The 25,386-nt window shown below is 64.8% G+C and carries 20 protein-coding genes and 3 pseudogenes; 16 read left to right on the forward strand and 7 right to left on the reverse strand.

The window, feature by feature from the left end; all coding sequences use genetic code 11:
• Nucleotides 1-44: 44 nt before the first annotated feature.
• The 4 genes from ACVMIH_RS40505 (at nucleotide 45) to ACVMIH_RS40520 (ending at nucleotide 4,979) form a co-directional block, all read left to right on the forward strand.
• Nucleotides 45-1,748: an IlvD/Edd family dehydratase gene (locus ACVMIH_RS40505; RefSeq protein WP_456866200.1), complete on the forward strand. Its 1,704-nt coding sequence runs from the start codon at nucleotides 45-47 to the stop codon at nucleotides 1,746-1,748.
• Nucleotides 1,749-1,902: 154 nt separating this feature from the next.
• Entirely contained in the window at nucleotides 1,903-2,904 is a 1,002-nt protein-coding gene (locus ACVMIH_RS40510; RefSeq protein ID WP_057017493.1) for a TRAP transporter substrate-binding protein, read from the forward strand.
• A 153-nt stretch (nucleotides 2,905-3,057) separates the two neighbouring features.
• Nucleotides 3,058-3,642 (forward strand): TRAP transporter small permease, encoded by a 585-nt coding sequence (locus ACVMIH_RS40515; protein WP_456866203.1) that lies wholly within the window; start codon nucleotides 3,058-3,060, stop codon nucleotides 3,640-3,642.
• Nucleotides 3,639-4,979, forward strand: coding sequence for a TRAP transporter large permease (locus ACVMIH_RS40520; protein WP_456866206.1), 1,341 nt, complete (start codon nucleotides 3,639-3,641; stop codon nucleotides 4,977-4,979). The genes ACVMIH_RS40515 and ACVMIH_RS40520 overlap by 4 nt, the downstream gene beginning before the upstream one ends.
• 14 nt (nucleotides 4,980-4,993) lie before the next feature.
• Here ACVMIH_RS40520 and ACVMIH_RS40525 read toward each other — a convergent pair whose 3' ends face one another.
• On the reverse strand, nucleotides 4,994-5,788 hold the full coding sequence (locus tag ACVMIH_RS40525) for an enoyl-CoA hydratase/isomerase family protein (RefSeq protein WP_057017572.1): 795 nt from the start codon (nucleotides 5,786-5,788) through the stop codon (nucleotides 4,994-4,996).
• A gap of 259 nt (nucleotides 5,789-6,047) precedes the next feature.
• Here ACVMIH_RS40525 and ACVMIH_RS40530 point away from each other — a divergent pair, with 259 nt between their 5' ends.
• Nucleotides 6,048-7,271, forward strand: a complete 1,224-nt coding sequence (locus ACVMIH_RS40530; RefSeq protein ID WP_057017492.1) for an NAD(P)/FAD-dependent oxidoreductase — start codon at nucleotides 6,048-6,050, stop codon at nucleotides 7,269-7,271.
• 102 nt (nucleotides 7,272-7,373) lie between these two features.
• Here ACVMIH_RS40530 and rbsK read toward each other — a convergent pair whose 3' ends face one another.
• Both rbsK and ACVMIH_RS40540 read right to left on the reverse strand, forming a co-directional pair.
• Nucleotides 7,374-8,309 carry a ribokinase gene (rbsK, locus tag ACVMIH_RS40535; protein ID WP_057017491.1) on the reverse strand — a complete coding sequence of 312 codons (936 nt, stop codon included), beginning with the start codon at nucleotides 8,307-8,309 and terminating at the stop codon, nucleotides 7,374-7,376.
• A 21-nt stretch (nucleotides 8,310-8,330) separates the two neighbouring features.
• Nucleotides 8,331-9,225, reverse strand: a pseudogene (locus tag ACVMIH_RS40540) (sugar kinase).
• Nucleotides 9,226-9,451: 226 nt separating this feature from the next.
• On the opposite strand from ACVMIH_RS40540, the gene ACVMIH_RS40545 reads away from it, so the two are divergent.
• The 10 genes and pseudogenes from ACVMIH_RS40545 (at nucleotide 9,452) to ACVMIH_RS40590 (ending at nucleotide 19,870) form a co-directional block, all read left to right on the forward strand.
• Entirely contained in the window at nucleotides 9,452-10,300 is an 849-nt protein-coding gene (locus tag ACVMIH_RS40545) for a VOC family protein (protein WP_057017489.1), read from the forward strand.
• Between the two features lie 76 nt (nucleotides 10,301-10,376).
• Nucleotides 10,377-11,137 (forward strand): annotated as a pseudogene (locus ACVMIH_RS40550) (IS5 family transposase).
• 235 nt (nucleotides 11,138-11,372) lie between these two features.
• Nucleotides 11,373-12,029, forward strand: coding sequence for a TetR/AcrR family transcriptional regulator (locus ACVMIH_RS40555; RefSeq protein ID WP_057017592.1), 657 nt, complete (start codon nucleotides 11,373-11,375; stop codon nucleotides 12,027-12,029).
• A gap of 284 nt (nucleotides 12,030-12,313) precedes the next feature.
• A complete protein-coding gene (locus tag ACVMIH_RS40560) occupies nucleotides 12,314-13,123 on the forward strand; it encodes an ABC transporter permease (protein WP_057017593.1) in 810 nt (269 codons plus the stop codon).
• A gap of 136 nt (nucleotides 13,124-13,259) precedes the next feature.
• Nucleotides 13,260-14,258, forward strand: a complete 999-nt coding sequence (locus ACVMIH_RS40565) for an ABC transporter substrate-binding protein (protein WP_057017654.1) — start codon at nucleotides 13,260-13,262, stop codon at nucleotides 14,256-14,258.
• Nucleotides 14,259-14,382: 124 nt separating this feature from the next.
• A complete protein-coding gene (locus tag ACVMIH_RS40570; RefSeq protein WP_057017594.1) occupies nucleotides 14,383-15,228 on the forward strand; it encodes an ABC transporter ATP-binding protein in 846 nt (281 codons plus the stop codon).
• 14 nt (nucleotides 15,229-15,242) lie between these two features.
• Nucleotides 15,243-16,649: an enolase-like domain-containing protein gene (locus ACVMIH_RS40575; RefSeq protein WP_057017595.1), complete on the forward strand. Its 1,407-nt coding sequence runs from the start codon at nucleotides 15,243-15,245 to the stop codon at nucleotides 16,647-16,649.
• Nucleotides 16,646-17,799 (forward strand): annotated as a pseudogene (locus ACVMIH_RS40580) (Gfo/Idh/MocA family protein). Before ACVMIH_RS40575 ends, ACVMIH_RS40580 begins: the two are co-directional and overlap by 4 nt.
• A 14-nt stretch (nucleotides 17,800-17,813) precedes the next feature.
• Nucleotides 17,814-19,007, forward strand: coding sequence for a dihydrodipicolinate synthase family protein (locus ACVMIH_RS40585; RefSeq protein ID WP_456866211.1), 1,194 nt, complete (start codon nucleotides 17,814-17,816; stop codon nucleotides 19,005-19,007).
• Nucleotides 19,007-19,870 (forward strand): sugar phosphate isomerase/epimerase family protein, encoded by an 864-nt coding sequence (locus tag ACVMIH_RS40590; RefSeq protein WP_456866214.1) that lies wholly within the window; start codon nucleotides 19,007-19,009, stop codon nucleotides 19,868-19,870. The genes ACVMIH_RS40585 and ACVMIH_RS40590 overlap by 1 nt, the downstream gene beginning before the upstream one ends.
• A 42-nt stretch (nucleotides 19,871-19,912) precedes the next feature.
• Here the strand turns inward: ACVMIH_RS40590 and ACVMIH_RS40595 are convergent, their stop codons facing one another.
• Entirely contained in the window at nucleotides 19,913-20,605 is a 693-nt protein-coding gene (locus tag ACVMIH_RS40595) for a potassium channel family protein (protein ID WP_028331847.1), read from the reverse strand.
• Between the two features lie 129 nt (nucleotides 20,606-20,734).
• Nucleotides 20,735-21,658, reverse strand: coding sequence for a Spy/CpxP family protein refolding chaperone (locus ACVMIH_RS40600; protein WP_244558778.1), 924 nt, complete (start codon nucleotides 21,656-21,658; stop codon nucleotides 20,735-20,737).
• A gap of 51 nt (nucleotides 21,659-21,709) precedes the next feature.
• Between ACVMIH_RS40600 and ACVMIH_RS40605 the strand changes: the two genes are divergently transcribed.
• On the forward strand, nucleotides 21,710-22,165 hold the full coding sequence (locus ACVMIH_RS40605) for a hypothetical protein (RefSeq protein ID WP_456784273.1): 456 nt from the start codon (nucleotides 21,710-21,712) through the stop codon (nucleotides 22,163-22,165).
• Nucleotides 22,166-22,690: 525 nt separating this feature from the next.
• Here ACVMIH_RS40605 and rocD read toward each other — a convergent pair.
• Both rocD and ACVMIH_RS40615 read right to left on the reverse strand, forming a co-directional pair.
• On the reverse strand, nucleotides 22,691-23,905 hold the full coding sequence (rocD, locus tag ACVMIH_RS40610; RefSeq protein WP_229190413.1) for an ornithine--oxo-acid transaminase: 1,215 nt from the start codon (nucleotides 23,903-23,905) through the stop codon (nucleotides 22,691-22,693).
• 117 nt (nucleotides 23,906-24,022) lie between these two features.
• Nucleotides 24,023-25,246: a cytochrome P450 gene (locus ACVMIH_RS40615; RefSeq protein ID WP_229190412.1), complete on the reverse strand. Its 1,224-nt coding sequence runs from the start codon at nucleotides 25,244-25,246 to the stop codon at nucleotides 24,023-24,025.
• Nucleotides 25,247-25,386: the final 140 nt, after the last annotated feature.

Here is a 25,386-nt window from a genome sequence, read left to right on the forward strand (position 1 = left end):
GCCGCTCCTTAAGTGCGGCCGAACAACCACGGGACGAGAAGAAAATGGCCGACGGACTTCGCAAGGGACTGACAAGCTATGGTGACGCCGGCTTCTCGCTGTTCCTGCGCAAGGCGTTCATCAAGGCGATGGGCTATTCTGACGATGCGCTCAATCGCCCGATCGTCGGCATCACCAACACCTACAGCGACTACAATCCCTGCCACGGCAACGTGCCGCAGATCATCGAGGCCGTGAAGCGCGGCGTGATGCTGTCGGGCGCGATGCCGTTCGTGTTCCCGACCATCTCGATCGCGGAGAGCTTTGCGCACCCGACCTCGATGTATCTGCGCAACCTGATGGCGATGGATACCGAGGAAATGATCCGCGCCCAGCCGATGGATGCGGTGATCGTGATCGGCGGTTGCGACAAGACCTTGCCGGCGCAGATCATGGCCGCGATCAGCGCCGATCTGCCGACGGTGGTGATTCCGGTCGGGCCCATGGTCGTCGGCCATCACAAGGGCGAGGTGCTCGGCGCCTGCACGGACTGCCGCCGGCTGTGGGGCAAGTATCGCGCCGGCGAGATCGACGACAACGAGATCGAGGCGGTGAACGGCCGCCTCGCGCCCTCGGTCGGCACCTGCATGGTGATGGGCACTGCCTCCACCATGGCCTGCATCACCGAGGCGTTCGGCCTGTCGCTGCCGATGAGCGCGACGATCCCGGCGCCCCATGCCGAACGCTTCCGTTCCGCCGAGGCCAGCGGCCGCGTCGCCGCCGAGATGGCGAAGACCAAGGGACCGAAGCCGAGCGAGATCCTGACGCCGTCCTCGTTCCGCAACGCCCAGGTCGTCATGCAGGCGATCGGCGGCTCGACCAACGGCCTGATCCATCTCACGGCGATCGCCAACCGCTCGCCGCACAAGATCGACCTCGAGGCGTTCGACAAGCTCGGCCGCGAGGTCCCCGTGCTGGTCGACCTCAAGCCGTCGGGCGAACACTACATGGAGCATTTCCATCACGCCGGTGGCGTGCCGAAGCTGATGGCGCAGCTCGGCGACCTGATCGATCTCGATGCCAAAACCATCACCGGCCAGACCTTGCGCGAGGTCGTCGCCAATGCCGAGGATGTGCCGGGGCAGGACGCGATCCGCTCCAAGGCGAACCCGATCAAATCCGAAGGCGCGATGGCGATCCTGCACGGCAATCTCGCGCCGCGCGGTGCCGTCATCAAGCAGTCGGCGGCGAGCCCGAAACTATTGCAGCACATCGGCCGCGCCGTGGTGTTCGAATCGGTCGAGGACATGACGCTGCGGGTCGACGATCCCGCGCTCGATGTCACCGCCGACGACGTGCTGGTGTTGCGCAATGCCGGCCCGAAGGGCGCGCCGGGCATGCCGGAGGCGGGTTACCTGCCGATCCCGAAGAAACTCGCGCGCGCCGGCGTGAAGGACATGGTCCGCATCTCCGATGCGCGGATGAGCGGCACCGCGTTCGGCACCATCGTGCTGCACATCACGCCGGAATCCGCGGTCGGCGGTCCGCTCGGGCTGGTGCGGAACGGCGACATGATCCGGCTCGATGTCGCCAAGCGCAGCATCGATCTGTTGGTCGACGAGGCCGAATTGCAGAAGCGCCGCGACGCGCTCGCGCCGGCCGGTTCGCCCGATTGGGCCAAGCGCGGCTACGCGCATCTCTTCAACGACACCATCCTGCAGGCCGATGAGGGCTGCGATTTCGACTTCATGCGCGCCAAGGGGAAGTAGCTTGCAAAGTTCGGCGCATCTGCTGAATTGTCGATAATTTCTGCGATGTGGTGCTCGTTGTCGCCTACGACGAGCTGATTGCCTCTGTTTTATTGACAATCCTGCGCGACTGGTGGGATGATCCCCCTCAATTAAAAACAGGGGGAACGTCGCGATGGGCTATTCAGCCAGGATCGTCGGGATTGCCATGGCCGCGGCAGCGCTGCTGCTTTCCGCGGGCGCCGGCGCGCAGGAAGTCAAGCACTACCGCTTCGCGCACGATCAGCAGCTCAACACCGGATACAGCGTGGCCTACGACATGTTCTCCGCCAAGCTCAAGGAGTTGAGCAAGGGGACCATGATCGTCGACCAGTATCCGGGAGCGCAGCTCGGACAGGAGCCGCAGCTGCTGCAGCTCGTGAAATCCGGAGACATTGAATTCGCCATCATCTCGTCGGCGAACACCGCGACTATCTCGCCGCAGGCCGGTGTGATGTCGCTGCATTTCCTGTTCCGCGACGCCAACCATGTGGTGAAGGCCCTTGCCGATCAGAAGGTGATTGACGCGATCAAGGCGATGATCGACGACACGTCGCAAGGCCTTCATGTCATCGCGACGGGCAGCCAAGGCGTTAGAAGCATCTACGCCAGGAAGGAAATCCACAACGTCAGCGACCTCAAGGGTGTAAAGATTCGCGTTCAGGCGACGGCTACGGAAGACACGATCTTCCCGGCTTACGCCGCGCAAACCGTCCATATGCCGTTCGGCAGCGTGTACACGTCGCTGCAGACCGGCGTCGTCGAGGCGGCGGAAAACAGCGTGAATGTTTACCTCGTCAATAAGCACTACGAAGTCGCGCCGGTGCTCTCGATGACCGAGCATGAGGCCAACAATGCGCTGTTGTTCATCAGCGACAGGCTGTGGCAGAGCCTTTCAGCCGAGCAGAAGGCCTGGGTGACGACAGCGGCCGCGGAGGTGAGCGCCAAGGAGCCGGCGAAGGCGTTCGAACTGGAGAAGAATGCGGCTGCAAAACTGAAGTCATTCGGCGTCAAGGTGGTCGAGGATGTGGACAAGAAGAGCTTTACCGCGATCGCCGATCCCTATCTCGACAAGCTCGCCAAGGATCTCGGGCCGCATGCGGAGAAGATTAAGAATTTGATCCGCGCGGTCAACTAGCCCACTTCCTGCGTCGTCCCGGCGAAGGCCGGGACCCATACGCCGCGGCTCGTCCATTGAAGCACCGGGCCGCCGTTCTTTCTCAAAGCATCAGGCGCCGGTGGTTATGGGTCCCGGCCTTCGCCGGGACGACATACGAGGACGGAGCATTCGATGGCCATCGCCGACACACTGGTGCTGCAACGGCAGCTGCATCTGAAATGGCGGGCGCTCGACCGGCTCGAGCTGATCCTGATGATGCTGTGCGGCCTGCTGTGCTTCGGCTTCTCGCTGTCGGTGACCGCCGATATCGTCACCCGCACCATCGGTCATCCCTGGCTGTGGCTGCAGGAGGTGACCTCGACGCTGTTCATCTACGCGATCTTCATCGGGGCCGCGGTCGCGACACGGCGCAACGACCATCTCTATCTCACCGCGATCTCCGAAGCGCTGCATGGCAGGTCGCGGCTGATCGTCGAGATCGTCATCCGTCTGGTGGTGCTGGGTGTCGCCTTCTGCCTGGTCTGGTACGGCTATCAAAATTACCTCCGAGGCTTCGGCAGCTTCCGCCTGCCGTCCGGTACGCCGATCGCCTCGCTCTATGCGGTGATCCCGCTGTCCGGCATCCTGATCGGCCTGTTCACGATCGAGCAGCTCGTCAATGGGATCCGCAATGGCTTCGACCATCCGGAGCCGCCGGATGACCACCTTCCGATTCCTGCGATCGATACCCGCGCGACGACGGGAGTGCAGCCGTGAGCGCACCGGTCGTGTTTGCGCTGATGTCGTTCTGCTTCCTGTTCTTCGGCTATCTCGGCGTGCCCGTGCCGTTCTCGCTGATGGCTGGCGTGTTCGTCGGCGCAGTGCTATCAGACGTCTCGCTGGCGGCGATCATCCAGAAGGTCTTCGACGGCGTCGATTCCGAGGCGCTGCTTGCGATCCCGTTCTTCCTGCTGGTCGGCGAGCTCATGAGCTCCGCAAATGTCGTGGTCCGCATCGCCAATCTCTCGGTCTCGCTGGTCGGCCATATCAGGGGCGGGCTGTCGCAGGTCGTCGTCGTCTTCAGCATGTTCTTCTCGGAGATGTCCGGCTCGACCACCGCCGACGTCGCGGTCATGAGCCGGGCGCTCGGTGGGCCGATGCGGCGGGAAGGGTACGAGCCGGCCTTCATCGCCGCGATCATCGCCTCGGCGTCGACGATCGCAGCGCTGGTGCCGCCGAGCATCACGGCGGTCGTCTATGGCGCGGTCGGCAATGTCTCGATCGCCGGGCTGTTCATGGCCGGTGTGGTCCCCGGACTGATGATCGGCTTCGGGCTGATGATCTACTGCTACTTCTTCGGTCCCTCGGGCCTGCGCAAGCCGCGTGCGCCGCTGCGCCAGGTTGCGTTCGCCGCCGGTGACGCGGCGCTGCCGATGATGATCCCGGTGATCCTGCTGGGCGGCATCCTGACCGGCTGGTTCACGCCGACCGAGGCCGGGGTCGTCGCGGTCGCCTACATCATCGTCGTGGTGATCCCGGCGCTGAACCGCGGGCACCTGAAGAAGATCCCGTATGATTTCTGCCTCGCCGGCCTGATCTTCTCGCTGCCGCTGATCACGATCGGTGCCGCGAACGCGTTCGGCTGGATGCTGGCCTATCTGCGCGGCGCGATCTACATCGCCGACTGGATCACCTCGATCGCCGGCAACGACCCGCATCTCATCATGCTTTTGATGGTGCTGCTGTTCACCGTGGTCGGCGACTTCATCGAGCCGGTGCCGACCATCATCATCTTCATGCCGCTGGTCAACGCGCTGACCCAGGCGGGCGACATCAACGGCGTGCATATGGGCGTGGTGCTGATCGCAACGCTGGCGTTCGGCCTGATCACGCCGCCGTACGGGCTCGTGCTGCTGATGGCCTCAAAATTCGTCGGCATCAGTTTTGCAAAAGCGTTGCGGGCGGCGCTGCCGATCTATGTCGTGTTCCTGGTCACGATCTGCTTCACGATCTATTTTCCGAAGGTCGTGCTGTGGCTGCCCAAGCAGGTGATCCCGGAATCGGTCGGCTGTTTCAAGGCACCCGGCGGCACCGGCTATATCTGTCCGAACTAGCCGGTCCGTCGCGCCTACTTCGACTTGCTGGTGAACTTCTTCACGGCGACGCGGAAATCGTCGGTATGCATCGCCGTGATGATCTTGTGTTCCTCGGCGTCGAGCTGCTGATTGGTCGGCGTGGTGGCGGCCTGATAGACCAGTGATTTGGTCCCCGCGATTGCGGCGGGCGGATTCTGCGCCAGGCGCTCGGCGAGCTGCCGCGTCGCTGCCTTCAGCTCGGCCGCGGGGACGGTCTTGACGACGAGACCCCATTCATAGGCCTGCTGCGCGGTGAAGCCATCCTCGGCCAGGAAAATCTGCAGCGCGCGGCGGGTACCGACCGTGCCGACGATGCCGACCGTGCTGCCGCCATCCGGCGATACGCCGATCTTGGCATAGGCGGGCGTGAAGCGGGCATCCTCTGCGGCGATACACAGGTCGGTCACGAACGCGAGGCCCATGCCGGCTCCGGCCGCCGAACCATGCACGCTGGATAGCACGATCTTCGGCATCCGCCGGACCGTCTCGATGAAGGCATGGTAGTGGTGAAGCATCTCGCCGACCACGGGGGCGACATTGTTGGCTTCGGTCGCGGCGCCGATGGTCTGCAAATCGCCACCGGCGCAGAAGGCGCGGCCTTCGCCCTCGATGACCAGTACGCGAACGTCCTTGTTGGCTTCGACCTCGGCGCTGAGCTGCTCGAGCTTCTTGGCAATCGTCATGTCGATCGCGTTGAACGCGGCCGGCCGGTTCAGTGTGATGGTCGCGATGGCGCCGTCGATGCGGAGCAAAGCGGGGTCGGTGGCGGAGGGGGCGGGTGCTGGCATATTGAAGACCTTGGGCTTGTTGGTTCCGGACATTTAAGGCCTTGGCGGGAGCCGTGGCAATCCGGCCCGGCGCGCCCGGGGGCCGCGGGCGCGCCCAGAATCGCCTGGGACCCCCTTGCATCGGTACGAGCCATGAGGCCAAATGGCGTGCGCCTTCGGTACGCAGACACGAGCGCTGTGGGGACGGGGCAAGCAAGCTAACATCGACAAGAGGAAACGGCATGGGTCACTCCTGCTCGCGCGTATTTGGGTTGTTCCGATGACAGGCTCGGTCATCATCGTCGGCGCCGGACACGCCGGCTTCCAGCTCGCGGCGTCGCTGCGCCAGGCCGGCTTCGCCGAGCGCATCGCCCTGATCAATGACGAAGGCCATTTGCCGTATCAGCGGCCGCCGCTGTCGAAGGCCTATCTGAAAGGGACCGGCGGGCCCGAGAGCCTGATGTTCCGGCCCGACAAGTTCTACCAGGACAACAAGATCGAGCTGATCACCGATCGCGCCCATGCGATCGACCGCAATGCGCGGAAGGTGGCGCTCGCCTCCGGCGCGTCGCTCGATTACGGACACCTGGTGTTCGCAACCGGCGCGCGGAACCGGCTGCTGGATATCCCCAACGCCAAGCTCGACGCAGTCCGCTACCTGCGCATTCTGGATGAGAGCCAGGCGCTGCGCGACTTGATCGCGCCCGGCATGCGCGTCGTCGTGATCGGTGCGGGCTTCATCGGGCTCGAATTCGCCGCCACTGCCCGGGCCAAGGGCCTCGAGGTCGACGTGGTCGAGCTTGCCTCCCGCGTGATGGCGCGGGCGGTGACCGCGGAGATTTCCGAGTTCTCGCAATCCCGCCACAGCGCGGCCGGCATCCGGATTCACCTCGGGGTGCAGGTCACGGCGATCGAGGCCGATGGCGGCAAGGTTACCGGTGTCAGCCTGAGCAACGGCACGCATATCCCGGCCGACCTCGTCGTGGTCGGCGTCGGTGTGCTGCCGAATGTCGAGCTTGCGGCGGAGGCCGGGCTGCCGGTGGCATCCGGCATCATCGTCGACGAGCATCTGTTGACCGCCGATCCGAATGTCTCCGCGATCGGCGATTGCGCGCTCTATACCAGCAAACGCTTCGGCGGGTCGCTGCGGCTGGAGTCGGTGCAGAATGCGACCGACCATGCGCGCTGCGTGGCGTCGCGGCTGACCGGCAAGACCGAGGTCTATGACGGTCTGCCGTGGTTCTGGAGCGACCAGGGCCCCGACAAGCTGCAGATGGCGGGTCTCACCACCGGCTACGACCGCGTCGTAGTGCGCGGCGACCGCGCGCAGGGCGCGTTCTCGGCGTTCTGCTATCGCGGCGACAAGCTGCTCGGCATCGAATCGATCAATCGCGCCGGCGATCACATGTTCGGTCGCCGGCTGCTCGGCGCCGGCGGCTCGATTACGCCGGAGCAGGCGGCGGATGCGAGCTTTGATCTGAAGAGTGCGCTGGCGCAAATGTAAGCAAGCGTCGTCCCGGCGAAAGCCGGGACCCATACTCCGCGGCAGTCGTTGGCGGAGACGAACGCAGTTGCCACGCGTGTGCCCCCAAACTGTGGCCGGTGGTTATGGGTCCCGGCCTTCGCCGGGACGACTTGGGGAGAGAGCGTCCTCCACCTCATCCGCCGTCGGCATCGACGGCGCGGCTCCCATCCGTTGCACGCAAATCGAGGCGGCGGCGTTGGCGTAGGCCAGCGCGTCGCCGAGCGGCTTGCCGATGGCGAGCTGTGAGGCGAGGGCGCCGACGAAGCAATCGCCGGCGCCTGTGGTGTCGACGGCCTTGACCTCGCGTCCCGGCACGAGCAGCGGCTGGTTGTCGACCAGCGCCAGCACGCCGCGCTTTCCGAGCGTGACGCAGACGATCCTGCCTTGCCCCAACGCCCGGGCCGCCTCGGAGAAGCGCTCCGGCGTGTCGCTGTCGCGCAGCCCCGTGCCAGTCAGGTAGCCGAGTTCGGTCTCGTTCAGAACGAGGATGTCGACGAGATCGAGCAGAGCCTTGTCGGCCTGTTTTGCCGGTGCCGGATTGAGGATCGTGGTGGCGCCGACGGCGCGGGCGCGTCGGAAGAAGGCAGCGATCGCCGGCAGCGGGATCTCGAACTGGCTGACCGCGACGTCACCCTTCATAAGTGAGGGGACCTTGACATCATGAGCGTCAACGAGCCCGTTGGCGCCTGGCACGACGACAATCGTGTTGTCGGCATTGGCGAGCGTGATGATCGCCGTGCCGGAATGCGTGCCGTGCGTGGTCTTGACCGAGGTGAGATCGACGCCTTGCGCGGCAAGGAACGCTCGCAGCTCCTTGCCGAACGCATCGGTGCCGAGCCGGCCGATCAGCGTGGTCGCTACGCCGAGCTTGGCCGAAGCCACCGCCTGGTTGGCGCCCTTGCCGCCGGGAAAATAGAGCACGGCCTCGCCGGCGACGGTTTCGCCGATCCGCGGATGGCGCTCGGCGGTCGCCACCACGTCCATATTGATGCTGCCGGCGATGAAGACGTGCCTCATGACTAGCCCCGTTCACCGATATCAGGCCTCGGCGCGAAATTCCTGCTTGACCGCTGCGATATCGGCGAGTGTCGGCAAGCCGGCCTCGTTGCCGAGCTTCTGGATCTTGAAGGTCGAGGCTGCACGCGCGAACTTGAAGTGCTCATGCCAGCCTTTGCTCGGGTTCGAAAGGTAAGAGTAGATGTAGGCGCCGTGGAAGACGTCGCCGGCGCCGTTGGTGTCGATCACGCGCGCGCGCGGGATCGGGAAAGGCCGGCAGCGTGCGCACTGTGCCGGCCTCGTCATACCAGAGCAGGCCGCGCTCGCCCATGGTGACGCCGCCGACCTTGCAGCCGCGACCCTTGAGATAGTCGAGCATCTGCTCCGGCGTCTTGTCCATCTGCTCGCACAGGCGTTCGGCGACGATCGCAATGTCGATGAATGCGAGCAGATCGTGGGTGTTGGTGCGCAGGCCGCCGCCGTCGAGCGAGGTCAGGATGCCATCCTCGCGGCACAGCTTCGCATAATGGATCGCGGCGTCCGGCTGGTGGCCGTCGATGTGCAACGCGCGGCAGCCCTTGATGTTCAGCAGCGGAAAAGGATGGATGTGCTGGTCGTCGCGGCAGCGGACGATGGCGCGCTTGCCGTCGTTCGGCATGATGAAGGACAGCGAGGAGGAGTTGACTTTGCGGGGGTGGAACGAGATGCCGTACCTGTCGGCCATGTCCCAGAACATCCGTCCCAGCCAGTCATTGGCCATGGTGGCGATCAGGTCCGGCGGGACGCCGAGCTTGGCGCAGCAGAATGCTGCGGTCACGGCGTTGCCGCCGAACGACACCGCATAGGCGTCGGCGACGTGCTTTTCGTCGCCAACAGGCATGTGATCTGTGATGAAGGTGACGTCGATATAGGTCTGTCCGATGAAGAGGGCCTGCATTCGCTTTCCGTCGTGGCTTGGTGTGGTCCCGGCCGGCGGTTCCAGACTAGCATTGCTGATCGGCCGATATCGCTGAAAATATTCGCAACCCTGCCTGGTTTACAGGTAGAGATGATGGCTGCGCCGGGCCGTTCTGGCATGCGGCATAACGGCCGGCGGCAGTCCGTGGTTCCGGGTTGGGTTAAGGGAGAAACACAATGACGGCAGATTCGGGGAGGTTGCAGCCATGATTACCGGTCTCGATCACATCGTCGTCCTGACCAGTGACATCGCTGCTGCCAGCGCGGCCTATGAGGCGCTGTTCGCGCGGACGCCTTCCTGGCGCTACAGTGGCGGTGGTGCGAACCGCGCGCTGTTCACGCTCGACAACACCACGCTGGAATTGGTGGCGCCGCTCGGCGACGATGACGCAGCCCAGCGCATCCGCAGCGCGCTCGTTACGCAAGGTGAGGGGCTTGCGAGCCTCTGCTTCCGCACCAGCGACATCGCCAGGACACACCGCCGGCTCGACCGGCTGACGCTGAAGCCCGAACCCGTCACTGAAGTCGAAAGCCGCGACGAGACCAGCGGCGCCGTGCTGTCGTGGAAGCGTACGCGGGCCGCGACCGATGCGACGCGCGGCGTGCGCATGTTCTTCCTGGAACGCGAGCAGGAGCGGCCGTTGTCGGTGCGTACCACGACCGCATCGATCACCGCGATGGATCATGTGGTGGTTTCGACCGCCGACCCGGAACGCGCCGCCGCGCTCTATGGCGCGCGGCTCGGGCTCGACATGGCGCTCGACCGGTCGCATCCGGAGTGGGGCCGGCTGATGTTCTTCCGCTGCGGCGACCTCGTGGTCGAGGTCACGCACCGGCCGGGCAAATCGGAGACGGACGCGCCGGACCGGCTGCGCGGCATCTGCTGGCGCGTCACCGATATCGACGCCACACGTGCGCGGCTGATCGCCGCTGGCGTCGACGTCTCCGAGGTTCGTACCGGCCGCAAGCCCGGCACGCGCGTGATGACGGTGCGCAACAGCACATGCGGTGTGCCGACGCTTCTGGTGCAGCCTTCACAAGGAAAGCCGGACTAGGACCGATCGACATTCAGGATTCCCAAGCGGTTTGATCGCTGATTCATAGAGTTCCGTGATTCGAGACACGGAGCAGATGGTGGCGGCGAAACGATATGAGCTGACGGAGGCGCAATGGGCGAGGATTGCGCCACTGCTGCCGGGGAAAGCTGGCGACCCGGGACGTACGGCTGCGGACAATCGACTGTTCGTCAACGGATGTTTGTGGGTTTTGCGATCGGGCGCACACTGGAGCGACCTGCCGGAACGGTACGGCAAGTGGAAAACGGTGCATCAGCGCTTCAGCCGCTGGTGCCATGCCGGCGTCTGGGAGTGCGTGTTCGCTGCTCTGACCGCCGATCGCGACAACCAGTATCTGATGATCGACAGCACCATCGTTCGCGCCCACCAGCAGGCGACGAGCGGAAAAGGGGGGCCAAAGATCAGGCGCTGGGGCGTTCCCGAGGTGGACTGACCACCAAGATCCACATGCTGGCTGATGCGCTCGGCCGTCCGCTCCGCTTCATCGTCACGGCTGGGCAAGTTAATGACATCACCCAGGCGCCGGCACTGCTCCACGGCCAAAGCGGCGATGCCGTGCTCGCCGACAAGGCCTATGACAGCAACGCCCTGCGTGCGATCATCGCGGAAATCGGCGCAACGGCGGTGATCCCGTCAAACCGCACCCGCAGGATCATCATTCCGCACGACGCCGACGCATACAAACAGCGCAACCGCATCGAGCGCTGCTTTGGCCAGCTCAAACACTTCCGACGCTTGGCAACCCGTTATGACAGGCGATCTGACAACTTTACCGGCTTCATCCATCTCGCTGCCGCAATGATCTGGATGCAATGAATGTCGATCGGTCCTAGGCCGCGTTTCATGCGCGCGTCGTCACGACAGCGTGCATCCGGGAATGGCAGGGAGGACGCTGCATGCCGCGTCTGCGAGAAATATTCCCGCATGGCCGTCACGACAACATTCGTTCTCAAACGTCGTTCGTCATGCTACATTCATCAATTCAGCATCACGGGCGATCGATTTGGCCAAGGCAAAGCGAATACAGAGATGGCAGCGCGACCCCCAGGGGATGCGGCTGCGGATTCTCGAGGCGGCCAAGCAGGAATTCGCCGCCCATGGCCTCGCCGGGGCGCGGGTCGACCGCATCGCGGCCAATGCCGACGCCAACAAACGTATGCTGTACTACCACGTCGGCAACAAAGAGGATCTTTATCTCGAGGTGCTGGAAGGCGCCTATGAGAAGATCCGTGCCGAGGAACGCACCCTCGATCTCGAGCATCTCGATCCGCCCGAGGCAATCGGGCGCCTGATCGACTTCACGTGGAACTATTTTCTGCGCAACCCCGAGTTCCTGGCGCTGCTGAACACCGAAAACCTCGCCAAGGCAAAACACCTGAAGCGTTCGACCAAGGTCAAGTCGATGCACTCGCCCTTTGTCGAGATGATCCGCACCGTGGTGACGCGCGGGGTCGAGAGCGGCGATTTCCGCGTCGCGGTCGATCCGGTGCAGCTCTACATCTCGATCGCCGGGCTCGCATTCTTCTATCTCTCCAACAGCGCCACGCTGAGCGTGATCTTCGGCCGCGACCTCTTGAAGAAGGACGCCCGCGACGAGCGCCTCGAGCACATGACCGCGCTGGTGCTGGCGGCGCTGACCGGCAAATCCACGGCGGCGTTCGGCGGCGCGATGCCGGTGCTGCGCGCGGCCGAGCACCGCGTGGTGTGAGGTCTTGCGATCATTGCGGTGATCCGTAGCCCGGATGGAGCCAACGGGTCGCGCGAACGCGCGCCCGATGACAGGCTCCGCGCAATCCGGGGAGTTGCATGCGCGGATAGCGGTCCCGGGTTTCGCTGCGCTTCATCCGGGCTACGAAGTCTCATCCGACAAAAATTCTCACCTGACGAAAGTCGCGTATTTCGGCGCGATTTTGCCGCGCGCTTGGGGCTGGACAGTATTTATCCAACGGGTTAATTTCTGAACGAATAGAGAGACTGCAAAGGGAGCGTGACGTGGCGGAGGCAAAGAGCCCTTCGGGCCTGTCGAAGGTGCTGAATGCGGCGTGGGTACGTCCGTTCCTGTTTTTGGTTGTCATCGTGGCGGCCTGGGACCTCGCGATCCGCTTGTTCCATATTCCCGCCTACCAAATTCCCTCGCCCGGCGACGTCGTCGCGGTGCTGTGGAGCGACTGGCCGGAACTGCTGCGGCAGTCCTGGCCGACAACCTATGCAACGATCTGCGGCTTCCTGCTCTCGGCGCTGTTCGGCATTCCCGTTGCGATGCTGATCGCGGGCTCGAAGACGATCGAGAGCTACGTCTATCCGCTGCTGGTGTTCTCCCAATCCGTGCCGAAGATCGCGATCGCGCCGCTGTTCGTGGTGTGGTTCGGCTTCGGCATCATCCCTAAGGTGATCTCCGCGTTCCTGCTCGGCTTCTTCCCCGTGGTGGTGTCGGCGGTGCAGGGCTTCAAGTCGGTCGACCCTGATATGGTCGATCTGGCGCGCGCGATGCAGGGCAGCCGCTTCCAGGTGTTCCGTGCGGTCAACCTGCCGCACGCGATGCCCGCGATCTTCTCCGGCCTGAAAGTCTCGGTGACGCTCGCCGTGGTCGGCGCCGTCGTCGGCGAGTTCGTCGGCTCCAATTCCGGCATCGGCTATGTGATGCAGCGCTCGATCGGCACCTTCGACCTGCCGACGATGTTCGCCGCGCTGGTGATCCTCGCGCTGCTCGGCGTCATCCTGTTCTGGATCGTCGACCGCATCGAGCGGCTGGTGATCCCCTGGCACGTCAGCCAGCGCGATGACATCATTTTTGCTTCCTAGGGATATCGCAGAGCCACCTAACGAAAAGGGAAACCGTCATTGCGAGCGAAGCGAAGCAATCCATCGCGCCACAAGCTGAGAAATGGATTGCTTCGTCGCTCTCGCTCCTCGCAATGACGAAAAACAGGGAGAGAACGTGATGCGATTGATTACTGCTGTCATTGCCGCACTGGCCTGGACCGCGCTTGCGGTGGCCCCTGCATCTGCGGCCGACAAGGTCGTGCTGATGCTGAACTGGTACGTCTACGGCGAGCACGCGCCGTTCTATTACGGCAAGGCCAAGGGCATCTATGCCACTGAGGGCATCGACCTCGAGATCCAGGAAGGCCGCGGCTCGGCCGCGACCACGCAGGCGGTGGCCGCCAAGACCGCCGATTTCGGCTATGTCGACGTGCCGACGATGATGCGCGCGGCCGTGAAGGGTGCGCCGGTGATTGCCACCGGCGTGCTGCTGCAGACCAGCCCGATGTCGGCGATGAGCCTTGCCGACAAGAACATCAGGAAGCCGGAGGACATCAAGGGCAAGACGGTCGCGATCACGCCGGCGGATTCGATGACGCAGATCTGGCCGCTGTTCCTGAAGAAGACCGGTCTGAAGGAAAGCGATTTCAACACCGTCGCCGGCGACGGCCAGACCAAGCTCAACGCCGTGATCAACGGCCAGGCCGACCTGCTGCTCGGCTACGTCATGGACCAGTCGATGAAGATCAAGGACGCCACCGGCAAGGACGTCTATCCGATCAAGTTCGCCGACTACGGCATCAACATGGTGTCGTCGGGCATCATCGCGAACTCCGACTATGTGAAGGCCAATGCCGACCTGGTCCGCCGCTTCATGTCGGCGACGACAAAGGCGGTGGAAGCCGCGGAGAAGGACCCCAAGGCGGCTGCGCAGTCGATCCTCGACGCCAACCCGAAGGGCGGCAAGATCGACACGTTGACGCAAGGCTTCGAGCTGACGATCCCGCTCTATCGTACGCCGGAGACCAGGACCAAGCGGCCGTTCCAGGTCACCGACCAGAACATGACCGAGTCGGTCAATTTGATGGTCGAGTATGGCGGCCTCGACGCCAAGGCCAAGGCCAATCCGAAGGCGTTCTACACCAACGACTATCTGCCGAAGGGTGACTCGTGAGCGCAACAAACACCGTCATTCCGGGGCGATGCGAAGCATCGAACCCGGAATCTCGAGATTCCGGGTCTGGTCCTTCGGACCATCCCGGAATGACAGCATTCTACATCCTAGTGGATTCGACAGAATGAATCCTGCAACCAAACCAGCCGATGTTCAGCCCGCCGCGCATCTGCGCCTGGTGTCGGACCGCGCCGCGGATGCCACGCCGGGTATCAAACTCTCCGGCGTCTCGAAGACCTACCGGTCACGCGACGGCGATGTGCCGTCGCTGCGGCCGCTCGACTTCACCATCAACGACGGCGAGTTCTTTGTCGTGGTCGGGCCCTCCGGCTGCGGCAAGTCCACCCTGCTCAAGATGATCTCGGGCCTGCTGCCGCCGACGACCGGCGAGGTGCTGGTCGACGGCGAGCCGGTGACCAGGCCGCACGGCAATGTCGGCATCGTGTTCCAGAACGCGCTGCTGCTGCCGTGGCGCAACATCCTCTCCAACGTGATGTTGCCGATCGACATGAAGCAGCTGCCGCGGGACAAGTATCTCGCGCGCGCCAAGGATCTGCTGAAGCTGGTCGGCCTCGAAGGTTTCGAGAAGAAGCTGCCCTGGCAGCTTTCCGGCGGCATGCAGCAGCGCGCCTCGATCTGTCGCGCCCTGGTGCACGACCCCAAGATCATGCTGATGGACGAGCCGTTCGGCGCGCTCGACGCCATGACGCGCGAGCGGATGAATGTCGAATTGATGCGGATCCAGCGCGAGACCGGCAAGACGGTCCTGTTGATCACGCACTCGATCCCGGAAGCCGTGTTCCTCGCCGACCGCGTGCTCGTGATGACCGAGCGGCCCGGCGCGATCGCCGCGATCTACGACGTGCCGATGCCACGGCTGCGCTCGCTCGAGACGATGTCCGATCCTGTCTTCAACGAACTGGTGCAGCGGATCCGGAAGCATTTCTTCTCACAGGGGTCGCTGGACTAACACCCGAGCCGTCAATGCCGCTTCGCCTCAAAGTCAACGATATCGCCTTCTTCGAACGGCCGCTGGTGTTCGCCCGGCCGTTCCGCTTCGGCGCGGTGACGATCACCGCATCGACGCAGATGTTCGTGCGGGTCGAGATCGAGGTGGAAGGCAAGGGCCGCGCCACCGGCGCCAGCGCCGAGATGCTGGCGCCGAAATGGTTCGACAAGCGGCCGCATCTCACCGAAGCGCAGTCGCTCGACGGGCTTCGCCGCTCGCTTGCGATCGCGCGCGGGCTCTATCTGGCGAACAAGGGTCTTGAGACCGCGTTTGGCCTCCACGCCGAACGTATCGGCCCGCAGGTTGCGGCCTGCGCAGCTGAAGACATTCCGCCGCTTGCCGCCGGCTTTGGCCCGGCCGAGATCGACAAGGCGATCCTGGATGCGCTGCTGCGCGCCGCCGGCGCGAACTTCTTCGACGGCATGGCCGGCAATATCGCCGGCATCGACGAGCGGCTGACGCCTGATCTAGACGACGCGGCGATCGCGCGGTTTCTGTCGACGCGCCAACGGCTCGAGCGTGTCGCCGTCAGGCACACGGTCGGAATGGACGACAAGGTTGAAGGCGAGGGCGGCGTCGCCGACCGCAACGAGAACGCCGGTGCGCGCTATTTCAAGCTTAAGCTGAACGGCGATCCCGCACATGACGCGGCGCGGCTGGCGCGGATCGGCGGCGAGCTCGCAAAGCTGCCTTACGCAACCAGGATCACGCTCGACGCCAACGAGCAATATGCCGACCTTGCCGCGCTGAACGCGCTGGTCGACCGGCTCGACCATGACGCGGCGCTGCAGCCGATCAGGGCAAACCTGCTCTATATCGAGCAGCCGATGCCGCGCGATATCACAAGAGCCTCGCCGCTCGGGAAACTGGCGGCGTACGGCATCATCATCGACGAAGCCGACGATTCCTATGACGCATTCCCGCAGGCCCGCGTGCTCGGCTATCGCGGCATCTCCTCGAAATCCTGCAAGGGCATCTACAAGTCCATCATCAACGCCACCCGCGCGGCGGCGTGGAACGCTGAGAGCGGCGGGTATTTCATCAGCGGCGAGGACCTGACCTGCCAGGCCGGGCTCGGCGTGCAGCAGGACCTCGCGCTCGGGGCGCTGATCGGCGTCACCCATGCCGAGCGCAACGGACATCATTATGTCGATGGCTTTGCCGACACCCCGGCTGACGAGGCCGACGCCTTCTTCACCGCGCATTCCGATCTCTACACGCGCGCGGGCAGCAAGGTCCGCCTCGCGATCCATGACGGCGATCTGCTGACGGAATCGATCGCCGCCGCGCCGGGCTTTGCCAGTTCGATCCATCCGGACTGGTCCACCATGCAGCCGCTCAAGCGGCCAACACCACGCGTTTCGCAGGAGCAAGCAGTATGACGACCAAACGCCTCGGCCTGATCATGAACGGCGTCACCGGCCGGATGGGGCTCAACCAGCATCTGATCCGCTCGATCGTCGCGATCCGCGAGCAGGGCGGTGTGCAGCTCGCGAACGGCGACCGCGTCATGCCCGATCCGATCCTGGTCGGCCGCGACGCCGAGAAGGTCGGCGCGTTGGCAAAACGCTACAACATCGAACGCCACACCACCGATCTCGATCGTGCGCTCGCGGACAACGGCGACACCGTGTTCTTCGACGCCGCGACCACGCAGGCGCGGCCCTCGCTGCTGACCAAGGCGATCAATGCCGGCAAGCATGTCTATTGCGAGAAGCCGATCGCGACCAATCTCGAGGAGGCCGTTGCGGTGGTGAAGCTCGCCAATGCCAGGGGCCTCAAGCACGGCACCGTGTGCAGGACAAGCTGTTCCTGCCGGGCCTGAAGAAGCTCGCTTTCCTGCGCGACTCCGGCTTCTTCGGCCGCATGCTCTCGGTGCGCGGCGAGTTCGGCTATTGGGTGTTCGAGGGCGGCTGGCAGCAAGCGCAGCGGCCGTCGTGGAACTACCGCGCCGAGGACGGCGGCGGCATCATCCTCGACATGGTCTGCCACTGGCGCTACGTGCTCGACAATCTGTTCGGCGAAGTCGAGAGCGTGACCTGCCTCGGCACGACTGACATCCCCGAGCGCTATGACGAGAAGGGCAAGAAATACCAGGCGACCGCCGATGATTCCGCCTACGCCACGTTCCGCCTGAAGGGTGGCGTCATTGCGCACATCAACATGAGCTGGGTGACGCGTGTCTACCGCGACGACCTCGTCACCTTCCAGGTCGACGGCACCCATGGCTCGGCGGTGGCGGGCCTGACCGACTGCGTGATCCAGGCACGCCAGGCGACGCCGCGGCCGGTGTGGAATCCGGACGAGAAGCGGATGCATGATTTCTATGCCGACTGGCAGAAGCTGCCTGAGAACGTCGTCTACGACAACGGCTTCAAGGAACAGTGGGAGATGTTCATCCGCCATGTCTGCGAGGACGCGCCCTACAAATACACCCTGCTCGAAGGCGCCAAGGGCGTGCAGCTCGCCGAATGCGCGCTGAGGAGCTGGAAGGAGCGGCGCTGGATCGACGTCGCCCCGATATCAGTCTGAGAAGGGACCTTGCCATGAACAAGCCAGTCCGGCCGATATCATCTCAGTCGCTGAAGCTGCCGACCGCCGATGGCGCCCTCGAGACCTATCGCCTGGCGGCGTCGCGGACCTTTCCGGCGAAGCTCGAGGGTACGCTGAACCGCGTGGCATTCTCGGCCGCGCATGTGGTGGCCGATCCGCGCGCCGACGTCGATCCCTGGCTGGCCGCGGCGATCGACTGGGACAGGACGATCGCGTTTCGTGAGCACGTCTGGGACCTCGGCCTCGGCGTCGCCGAAGCCATGGACACCGCGCAGCGCGGCATGGGGCTGGATTGGCCGACCTCGCTCGAACTGATCCAGCGCTCGGTGAAGGCGGCCAAGGCCAGGGGCAATGCGCTGGTGTTCTCCGGCGCCGGCACCGACCATCTCGCGGTTGAGCACGCCAGGTCGATCGACAATGTGATCCACGCCTATGAGGAGCAGATCGCGGCAGTGGAGAGGGCCGGCGGCCGCATCATCCTGATGGCCTCGCGCGCATTGGCAAAGCTCGGCAAGAGCGCTGACGACTACGCCAGGGTCTACGACCGCGTGCTGTCGCAGGTTCGTGAGCCCGCGATCATCCATTGGCTCGGCGACATGTTCGATCCGGCGCTATCAGGTTACTGGGGCACGGCCGATCTCGACAAGGCGATGGATACGGCGGTTGCGATCATCAACGCCAATGCGGCCAAGGTCGATGGCGTCAAGGTCTCGCTGCTCGACAAGCAGCGCGAGATCGACATGCGGCGCCGACTCGATCCGCGGGTCAAAATGTACACCGGCGACGACTTCAACTATGCCGAACTGATCGCCGGCGACGACAAGGGATTTTCCCACGCGCTGCTCGGCATTTTCGATGCGATCGCACCGGCGGCGTCCTACGCGCTGTCGCGGCTCGCGGCCGGCGATGAGGCCAGCTTCCACGATGTGCTTGGACCGACGGTGCCGCTGTCGCGCCACATCTTCAAGGCGCCGACGCGCTTCTACAAGACCGGCATCGTGTTCATGGCCTATCTCAACGGGCACCAGGATCATTTTACGATGGTCGGCGGGCAGGAGAGCGCGCGCTCGACCTTGCATCTTGCCGAGCTGTTCCGGCTCGCCGACAAGGCTGGTCTGCTCGCCAATCCGGAGCTCGCGACGCGCCGGATGGCGACGATCCTGGCCACGCGCGGCATCGACGCCTGATGCGCGACTTTTCCAACGACCACCGCTGGCTGTCGCTGAACACGGCGACCGTCCACAAGCAGGGCGATCTTCTCGCCATCGTCGAGGCCTGCGCGCGCCATGGCATCCGAGCCATCGATCCCTGGCGCGACCAGGTCGCAGCCGTCGGCCTCGATCGCGCCGTCCGTGCGGTCAGGGATGCCGGGCTCGATCTGTCGGGCTATTGCCGCGGCGGCATGTTCACGGCAGATGGCGCGCATCGCAGCGAGGCGCGCGACGACAATCGCCGTGCTGTCGACGAGGCGGCGGCGCTCGGCGCCTCCTGCATCGTGCTGGTGGTCGGCGGCCTGCCGCAATATTCACGGCCAGGCAGCGCGGCGTCGAAGGATATAGCGTTGGCACGATCGCAGGTGCATGACGGCATCGCCGAGATGCTGGACTATGCGAAACAAGCAAAGCTGCCGCTCGCGATCGAGCCGCTGCATCCGGCCTATGCCGCCGACCGCGCCTGCGTGAACACCACAAGGCATGCGCTCGATATCTGCGACGCACTCGATCCCGGCAGAACCGGCGCGATCGGCGTCGCGCTCGACGTCTATCACATCTGGTGGGATCCGGAGTTGATGCGCCAGATCGCGCGCGCCGGCCAGGATCGCCTGCTCGCGTTCCATGTCTGCGACTGGCTGGTGCCGACCAAGGACATCCTCAACGACCGCGGCATGATGGGTGACGGCGTCATCGACATCAGATCGGTGCGCGCCGCCGTCGAGGCGCAGGGCTTTGACGGCTATTCGGAGATTGAGATCTTTTCGAATGACTGGTGGGGCCGTCCGCTGGACGAAGTGCTGCGAACCTGCATCGAGCGGCACCGGACGGTGATCTAGTACGCCGTCAGGTGGGCACGGCGCTGCATGCTTCCCGCCCCATCAGGACTCCTCGTTGCGGTGCTCGATCTCAAGCGTGACGAGCCGCGCCAGCAGCGTTGCCGGATAGAGCTGGCCGAAGATCGCCTCGAGATTGCACAGGCTCCGCGCGATCGGATGCAACGGAGCGACGTCGCCATAACCTGTCGTCGTGAGCGTGGCGAAGCTGAAATAGAGGACGCGGCTCGCCAATGTCGGGCTGTCTTCCACCTTCATGCCGGGAAATGCGTCGGGCCTCAGCGTGCCGACAAAGGTGTAGAGCGCCGCGAAGATCACGGCGACCGTGAGATAGAGCAGGACCGCGCCGATCACACGGTGATAGGTGACGCGGCCTGGCGCGAACGTCGCGCGCGCCACCGTCACGGCCATGGTGAGGCCGACGAGCAGCCAGGATGCGGCGAACAGGTTGAGATCGAAAATTGAAGGTGAGCGTAGTCTCAGGATCCCGCCCGTGACGATCATGACGAGCGCGACCAGCATCGTGACGACCGCCAGCGTGCTGCCTGACATCAGGAAGACGCCGCCGACCAGGACCAGCGCGAGCAGGAGCTCAAAAATCTGGAATTCGAACAGGCCCAACGCCTGCAACGGCGCCACCACGAAAATCATGACCAGGAGCAGGACAGTGAGCACCGTCAACAAGGAATCGCCCCAGCGCTCGCGTAGCTCGCCAGTGCTCATCCAGCCGCGCTTCATTCCCGCCCCGTCATTCGGCATTGCATCAGGATGCCGGTACCAGACATTGCTGCGCGCCGGCCGCAAAGGCAAGATGGGGGGCTGGCATTCTGTGGCGCGCCCGGCGATCCGGATCGCCGTCCGGCCGTCTCAGGGGCTCGCGACCCGCTGCAGCGTGTTGAAGCGGGCTTTCTGCTCGCTGCTCAGCATCGCATAGAACTCGTCCAGTGCCGGCTCGATCAGCTTCGCGGCCTTCTGCATGGCTTCGAGCCGGTGCTGCATCGCCTCCAGCCGGCCGACCGGCGTCAGCTGCACGTCGTTCGGGCAGGCCGCCTGCAGGTCCGCTATGGCTCTTGTGGTCGCATCGCTCAGGCGGTCGAGCGCCTCCTTCTGCTTGCCGGCTGGATGAAGCGAGGCCGCGATCCGGTTGATCGGCAGGTGCGCCAGGTCGGATTTCGAATCGCCGCAATTGCCGGCTTGCGCGGTCGCCTCCTGCTGCGGCGAACGCTCGCCGACATGTGGACCGAGCGCATTGAAGCGGGCCTGTTGCTCGTCGCTGAGCGAGCTGTAGAAATTCTCCAGCGCAGGCCGCACGATCTTGATCGCCTCGAGCGTCGCGCTGATGCGGTTTTGCATCGACCGCAAGCGGCCGGTGGGCGTCATGGCATAGCTGTCCGAACAGGAGTCCTTGAAGATATCGGCGGCCTTTGCCGCTGATGTCTTCAACTCGTCGAGCAGGGCGCGCTGCTGCTGGTCCGGCCGTACCGCCCGCGCGATGTCGGCAAGCGGCCAGGCCGTGACGCCCTTGTCCGGTTCGCCGCAGAGCTGCTTGACTGCCTGCGGGCTCGTGTCGGTGCGCTGACGGGACCGATCGCGGCCCGCGGTCGCCGGATAGTCGCCAGGATAGATGCTGGCATAGGCGGAGTAGGGACTGTTGGTGTCCCAGAACACGGTGTCGACGAAGTCGTCATAGGCGTAGGCCCAATAGCCGGGCTCGTAGGCATAGGACCAGAACGTGTAGTCAAAGATGTCCGAATAGGCGTAGGGCCAGAACACCGGCCCAAGCCACGCCACGAAGGCCGCGTGGCTGCCGCGTCGCCAGGCATGTCGGGGCGCCCAGCCGCCTTGGCGCGCCGCAAGCCCTGCCGGGCCTTGCGCGCCTGCCTGCTCGCGGAAGTGCGCGGCAAACCGCTCGCGCTGCGCCGCCTGCGTCGCGGCTGTGGTCGCGACCGCGGCTCCAACCGTTGCTGCCGGCGCCAATCTCTGCTGGCGGGCAACGTCGGCCTGCTGCGCACGCTGCTCGCGTTGCAACAGACGGCTCTGCGCCTGCAGGGCACGGTTATGGACGCGTTGCGCGCGTGCACCTTGGACCTTTTGCGACTGCAATTGCTGCACGCGTTGCTGCAGGCGATCGATCCGGGTCTGCCGCTCGGTGGTCTGGCGCGAGAGCGCGTCACGCTGCCGCTGCTGCGCCGCCTGCTGGCGTTGCTGGATCATCTGCTGATGCTGCTGCGCGCGCTGTTGAACGCGCTCCGTCGGCGACGGCCGCTCGCTCAAGCGCGAAGGTGGACTCGGGCGTGATGGCGCCGCGATATGCGGAGCCTGGCGCTGCGGTGCTCCTCGACGGAATCCGGGGCGTGGCGTTGCGACACGCGGCGCGGCGATATGGGGGGCCTGGCGCACCGACGGGGCGGCGAAATGCGGGGCCGGGCGCGGCGCCATCGCCGGTCGCTGCGGGGCGTGGAACGCGGGTGCTGCCGGCCGTGCCATCGCGGGTGGCCGAGCCATTGCAGGCGGTCTCGCCATTGCGGGCGGCCTGGCCATTGCGGGAGGGGCGGCGTGTACCATCGGCGCGGCGGGACGCGCCATTGCGGCCGGTGCAGCCGGCCTTGCCGCCGGTGGACCCTTTCCGTGTGGCTGGGCGGACGCGCCGCCGTGCGGCACGAGCATCGAGCTGCCAATCGAAAAGACAACAAGCAAAGCGCTGCGGGAAAGCATGAGCTTAGCTCTCCGTTCAACAGTCGCCCGCAGTACTTTAACGCACCGACGTCGGATTCGTTCGTTGTGGCTGCGGCCGGCGTTACGGTCTTCCGGCGAGGGGAACCGTCAGGAGACGTCCTGCGTGAGGGTCGCCGCGATCCGCTCCGTCGCCCAGTCGACCTGATCGGCCGTGATCACCAGCGGCGGAGCGATCCGGATGGTGTGCTCGTGGGTGTCCTTGGCGAGGATGCCGCGCGCCTGCAGCGCCAGGCAATAGCGACGGGCGCCGCCGGCTTCCGGATGCAGCTCGATCGCCAACATCAGCCCGCGCCCGCGCACCTCGCGGATCACGTTGGCGCGGATGTCCTGCAATCCGGCGAGAAAGCGGGCGCCCTGTTGCGCCGCGTTCTCGATCATTCCCTCGTCTATCAGCACGCGCAGCGCCGCCCGCGCCACCGCGCAGGCCAGCGGATTGCCGCCGAAGGTCGAGCCGTGCTGGCCGGGCCGCAACGTGCCGAGCACGGCGTTGTTGGAAAGCACCGCCGACACCGGATAGAAGCCGCCCGACAGCGCCTTGCCGAGCAGCGTCACGTCGGCCTCGATCCCCTCGTGCTGCTCGGCGAGCAGCTTGCCGGTGCGGCCGAGCCCGGTCTGAATCTCGTCGAGCACAAGCATCACATTATGCGCGGTGCACAGCTCGCGCACGCGGGCGAAATAGCCTGGCGGAGGAATCACGACGCCGGCTTCGCCCTGGATCGGCTCGACCAGGAAGGCCGCGGTGTTCGGCGTGATCGCCTGCTCGAGCGCGGCGGCATCGCCGAACGGGATGATCTTGAAGCCCGGCGCGAACGGGCCGAAATGATCGCGCGAGCCGGGGTCGGTCGAGAAGCCGACGATGCCGAGCGTGCGTCCGTGGAAATTATTGGCGCAGACGATGATCTCGGCCTGCCCGTCCGGCACGCCCTTGACCTCATAGGCCCATTTGCGCACCGACTTGATCGCGCTCTCCACCGCTTCAGCGCCGCTGTTCATCGGCAGCACCTTGTGCGAGCCGGTCAGCTCCGCGAGCTCGCGGTAGAAGGGAGCAAGCTGGTCGTTGTGGAAGGCGCGCGAGGTCAGCGTCAGCCGCTGCGCCTGCTCGATCATGGCTGCGAGGATCTTAGGATGGCAGTGGCCCTGGCTCACCGCCGAATAGGCGGAGAGACAGTCGAGGTACCGGTTGCCATCGGTATCCCAGACCCAGACGCCTTCGCCGCGGGACAGCACGACCCCGATCGGCTCGTAATTGTAAGTGCCGAACTGCGCCTCGGTTGCGAGGAAATCAGTGACCGATGCATTCATCATGCGTCACTCCCGCTGCAGCGCACGAGAGATTACATCAAATCGTGCCTGCAGTTGATTTGGGCATCAGTTCCTCCACAGGGAAGTGTGTCGCCGGCCGAATTCGCAGGGGACAATTTATGCGCTGATGCTGCAGGGCACGCTGAGGAAGCCGCGGAAGCGCACCCGCCCGCCGCGCACCGGCTCGCCGTCGAGCGCGTAGTTCGGGAAGCGTTTGAGGAACCGCGAGATCGCGATGGCGCCTTCGAGGCGCGCCAGCGCCATGCCGGCGCATTGATGCGCGCCGGTGCCGAAGGCGAGGTGGCGGTTCGGCGTGCGCGCGACGTCGAAAGCTTCGGGGTTGGGGAATTGCGCGGGGTCGCGGTTGGCCGCGCCGATGCAGAGCGTGACCAGCGTGCCCGCCGGCAGCTTGATGCCGCCGAGCTCGGTCTCTTCCACGATCATGCGGTTGCCGAGCTGGTTCGAGCTTTCGTAGCGCAGCATCTCCTCGACCGCGGTCTTGATCAGCTCGGGTTGCGCGATCAGCCGTTGCTTCTGATCCGGATTTTGGCTGAGCGTCACCAGCCCGTTGCCGATCAGATTGGTCGTGGTTTCGTGGCCGGCGTTGAGCAGGAAGATGCAGTTGTGCAGCAATTCCTTCGCGGTCAGCCGCTCGCCATTGTCCTCACCCTGGATCAGCCTTGTCAGCACGTCGCGTTCGGGGTTGCCCGGCTTCTTGCGGCGGCGTTCAACCAGCGTTTCGAGATAGGCGAGGAAATCCTTCACCGCATTGTTGCCGCGATCGAACGCCTCCTTGCCGATCACCGGCTCCAGCGCGCCCAGGATCGCCAGCGACCAGTCACGCAGCGGCTCGCGTTCGTCGTGCGGCACGTCGAGCAGATTGCCGATCACCTCGACCGGAATGGCCGAGGCGAAGTCGCCGATCAGCTCGAAGCGGTCGCGGGTCTCGATCCGGTCGAGCAGGCTGTCGACCAGCGCGATCAGGTCAGGCTCCATGCCGGCGATCGCCCGCGGCGACAATGCGCCCATGATCAGCCGCCGCACGCGGGTATGCGCCGGCGGATCGTTGAAGACGAGGCTGGTCGTGTGATGCTCGTAGAGCAGCGAGTTGCCGTATTTCGGCAAGAACTCCTTCTTCTTGTCGGAGGAGAATGCCTTGGTGTTCTTGTAGGCGGCGATGAGGTCGTCGTAGCGGGTGAGAAAATAGCAGCCGTTCGGCAGCCGCTTGACCGGCGCGCTCTCGCGCAACGCGCGATAGGTCGGGTAGGGGTCGGCATAGAACTCCGGCGTCAGCTTCTCGAGGTCGAAGCCGTCAGCCAGCTCGCGCGCGTGTCCGTTCATGGCGCATCCAACCCAATTAGTTTCATTTGCAACTATCGTAAGCCGCGTGCGGCGGCCGCGCAACACAATTTGCTGGGGCCGGGAACAGCGCGGCGGGGCGTCGCGTGGTGCGAGCAAATCGCAGAGCCATATGCGGTTTT

Source organism: Bradyrhizobium sp. USDA 4503 (assembly GCF_054055815.1).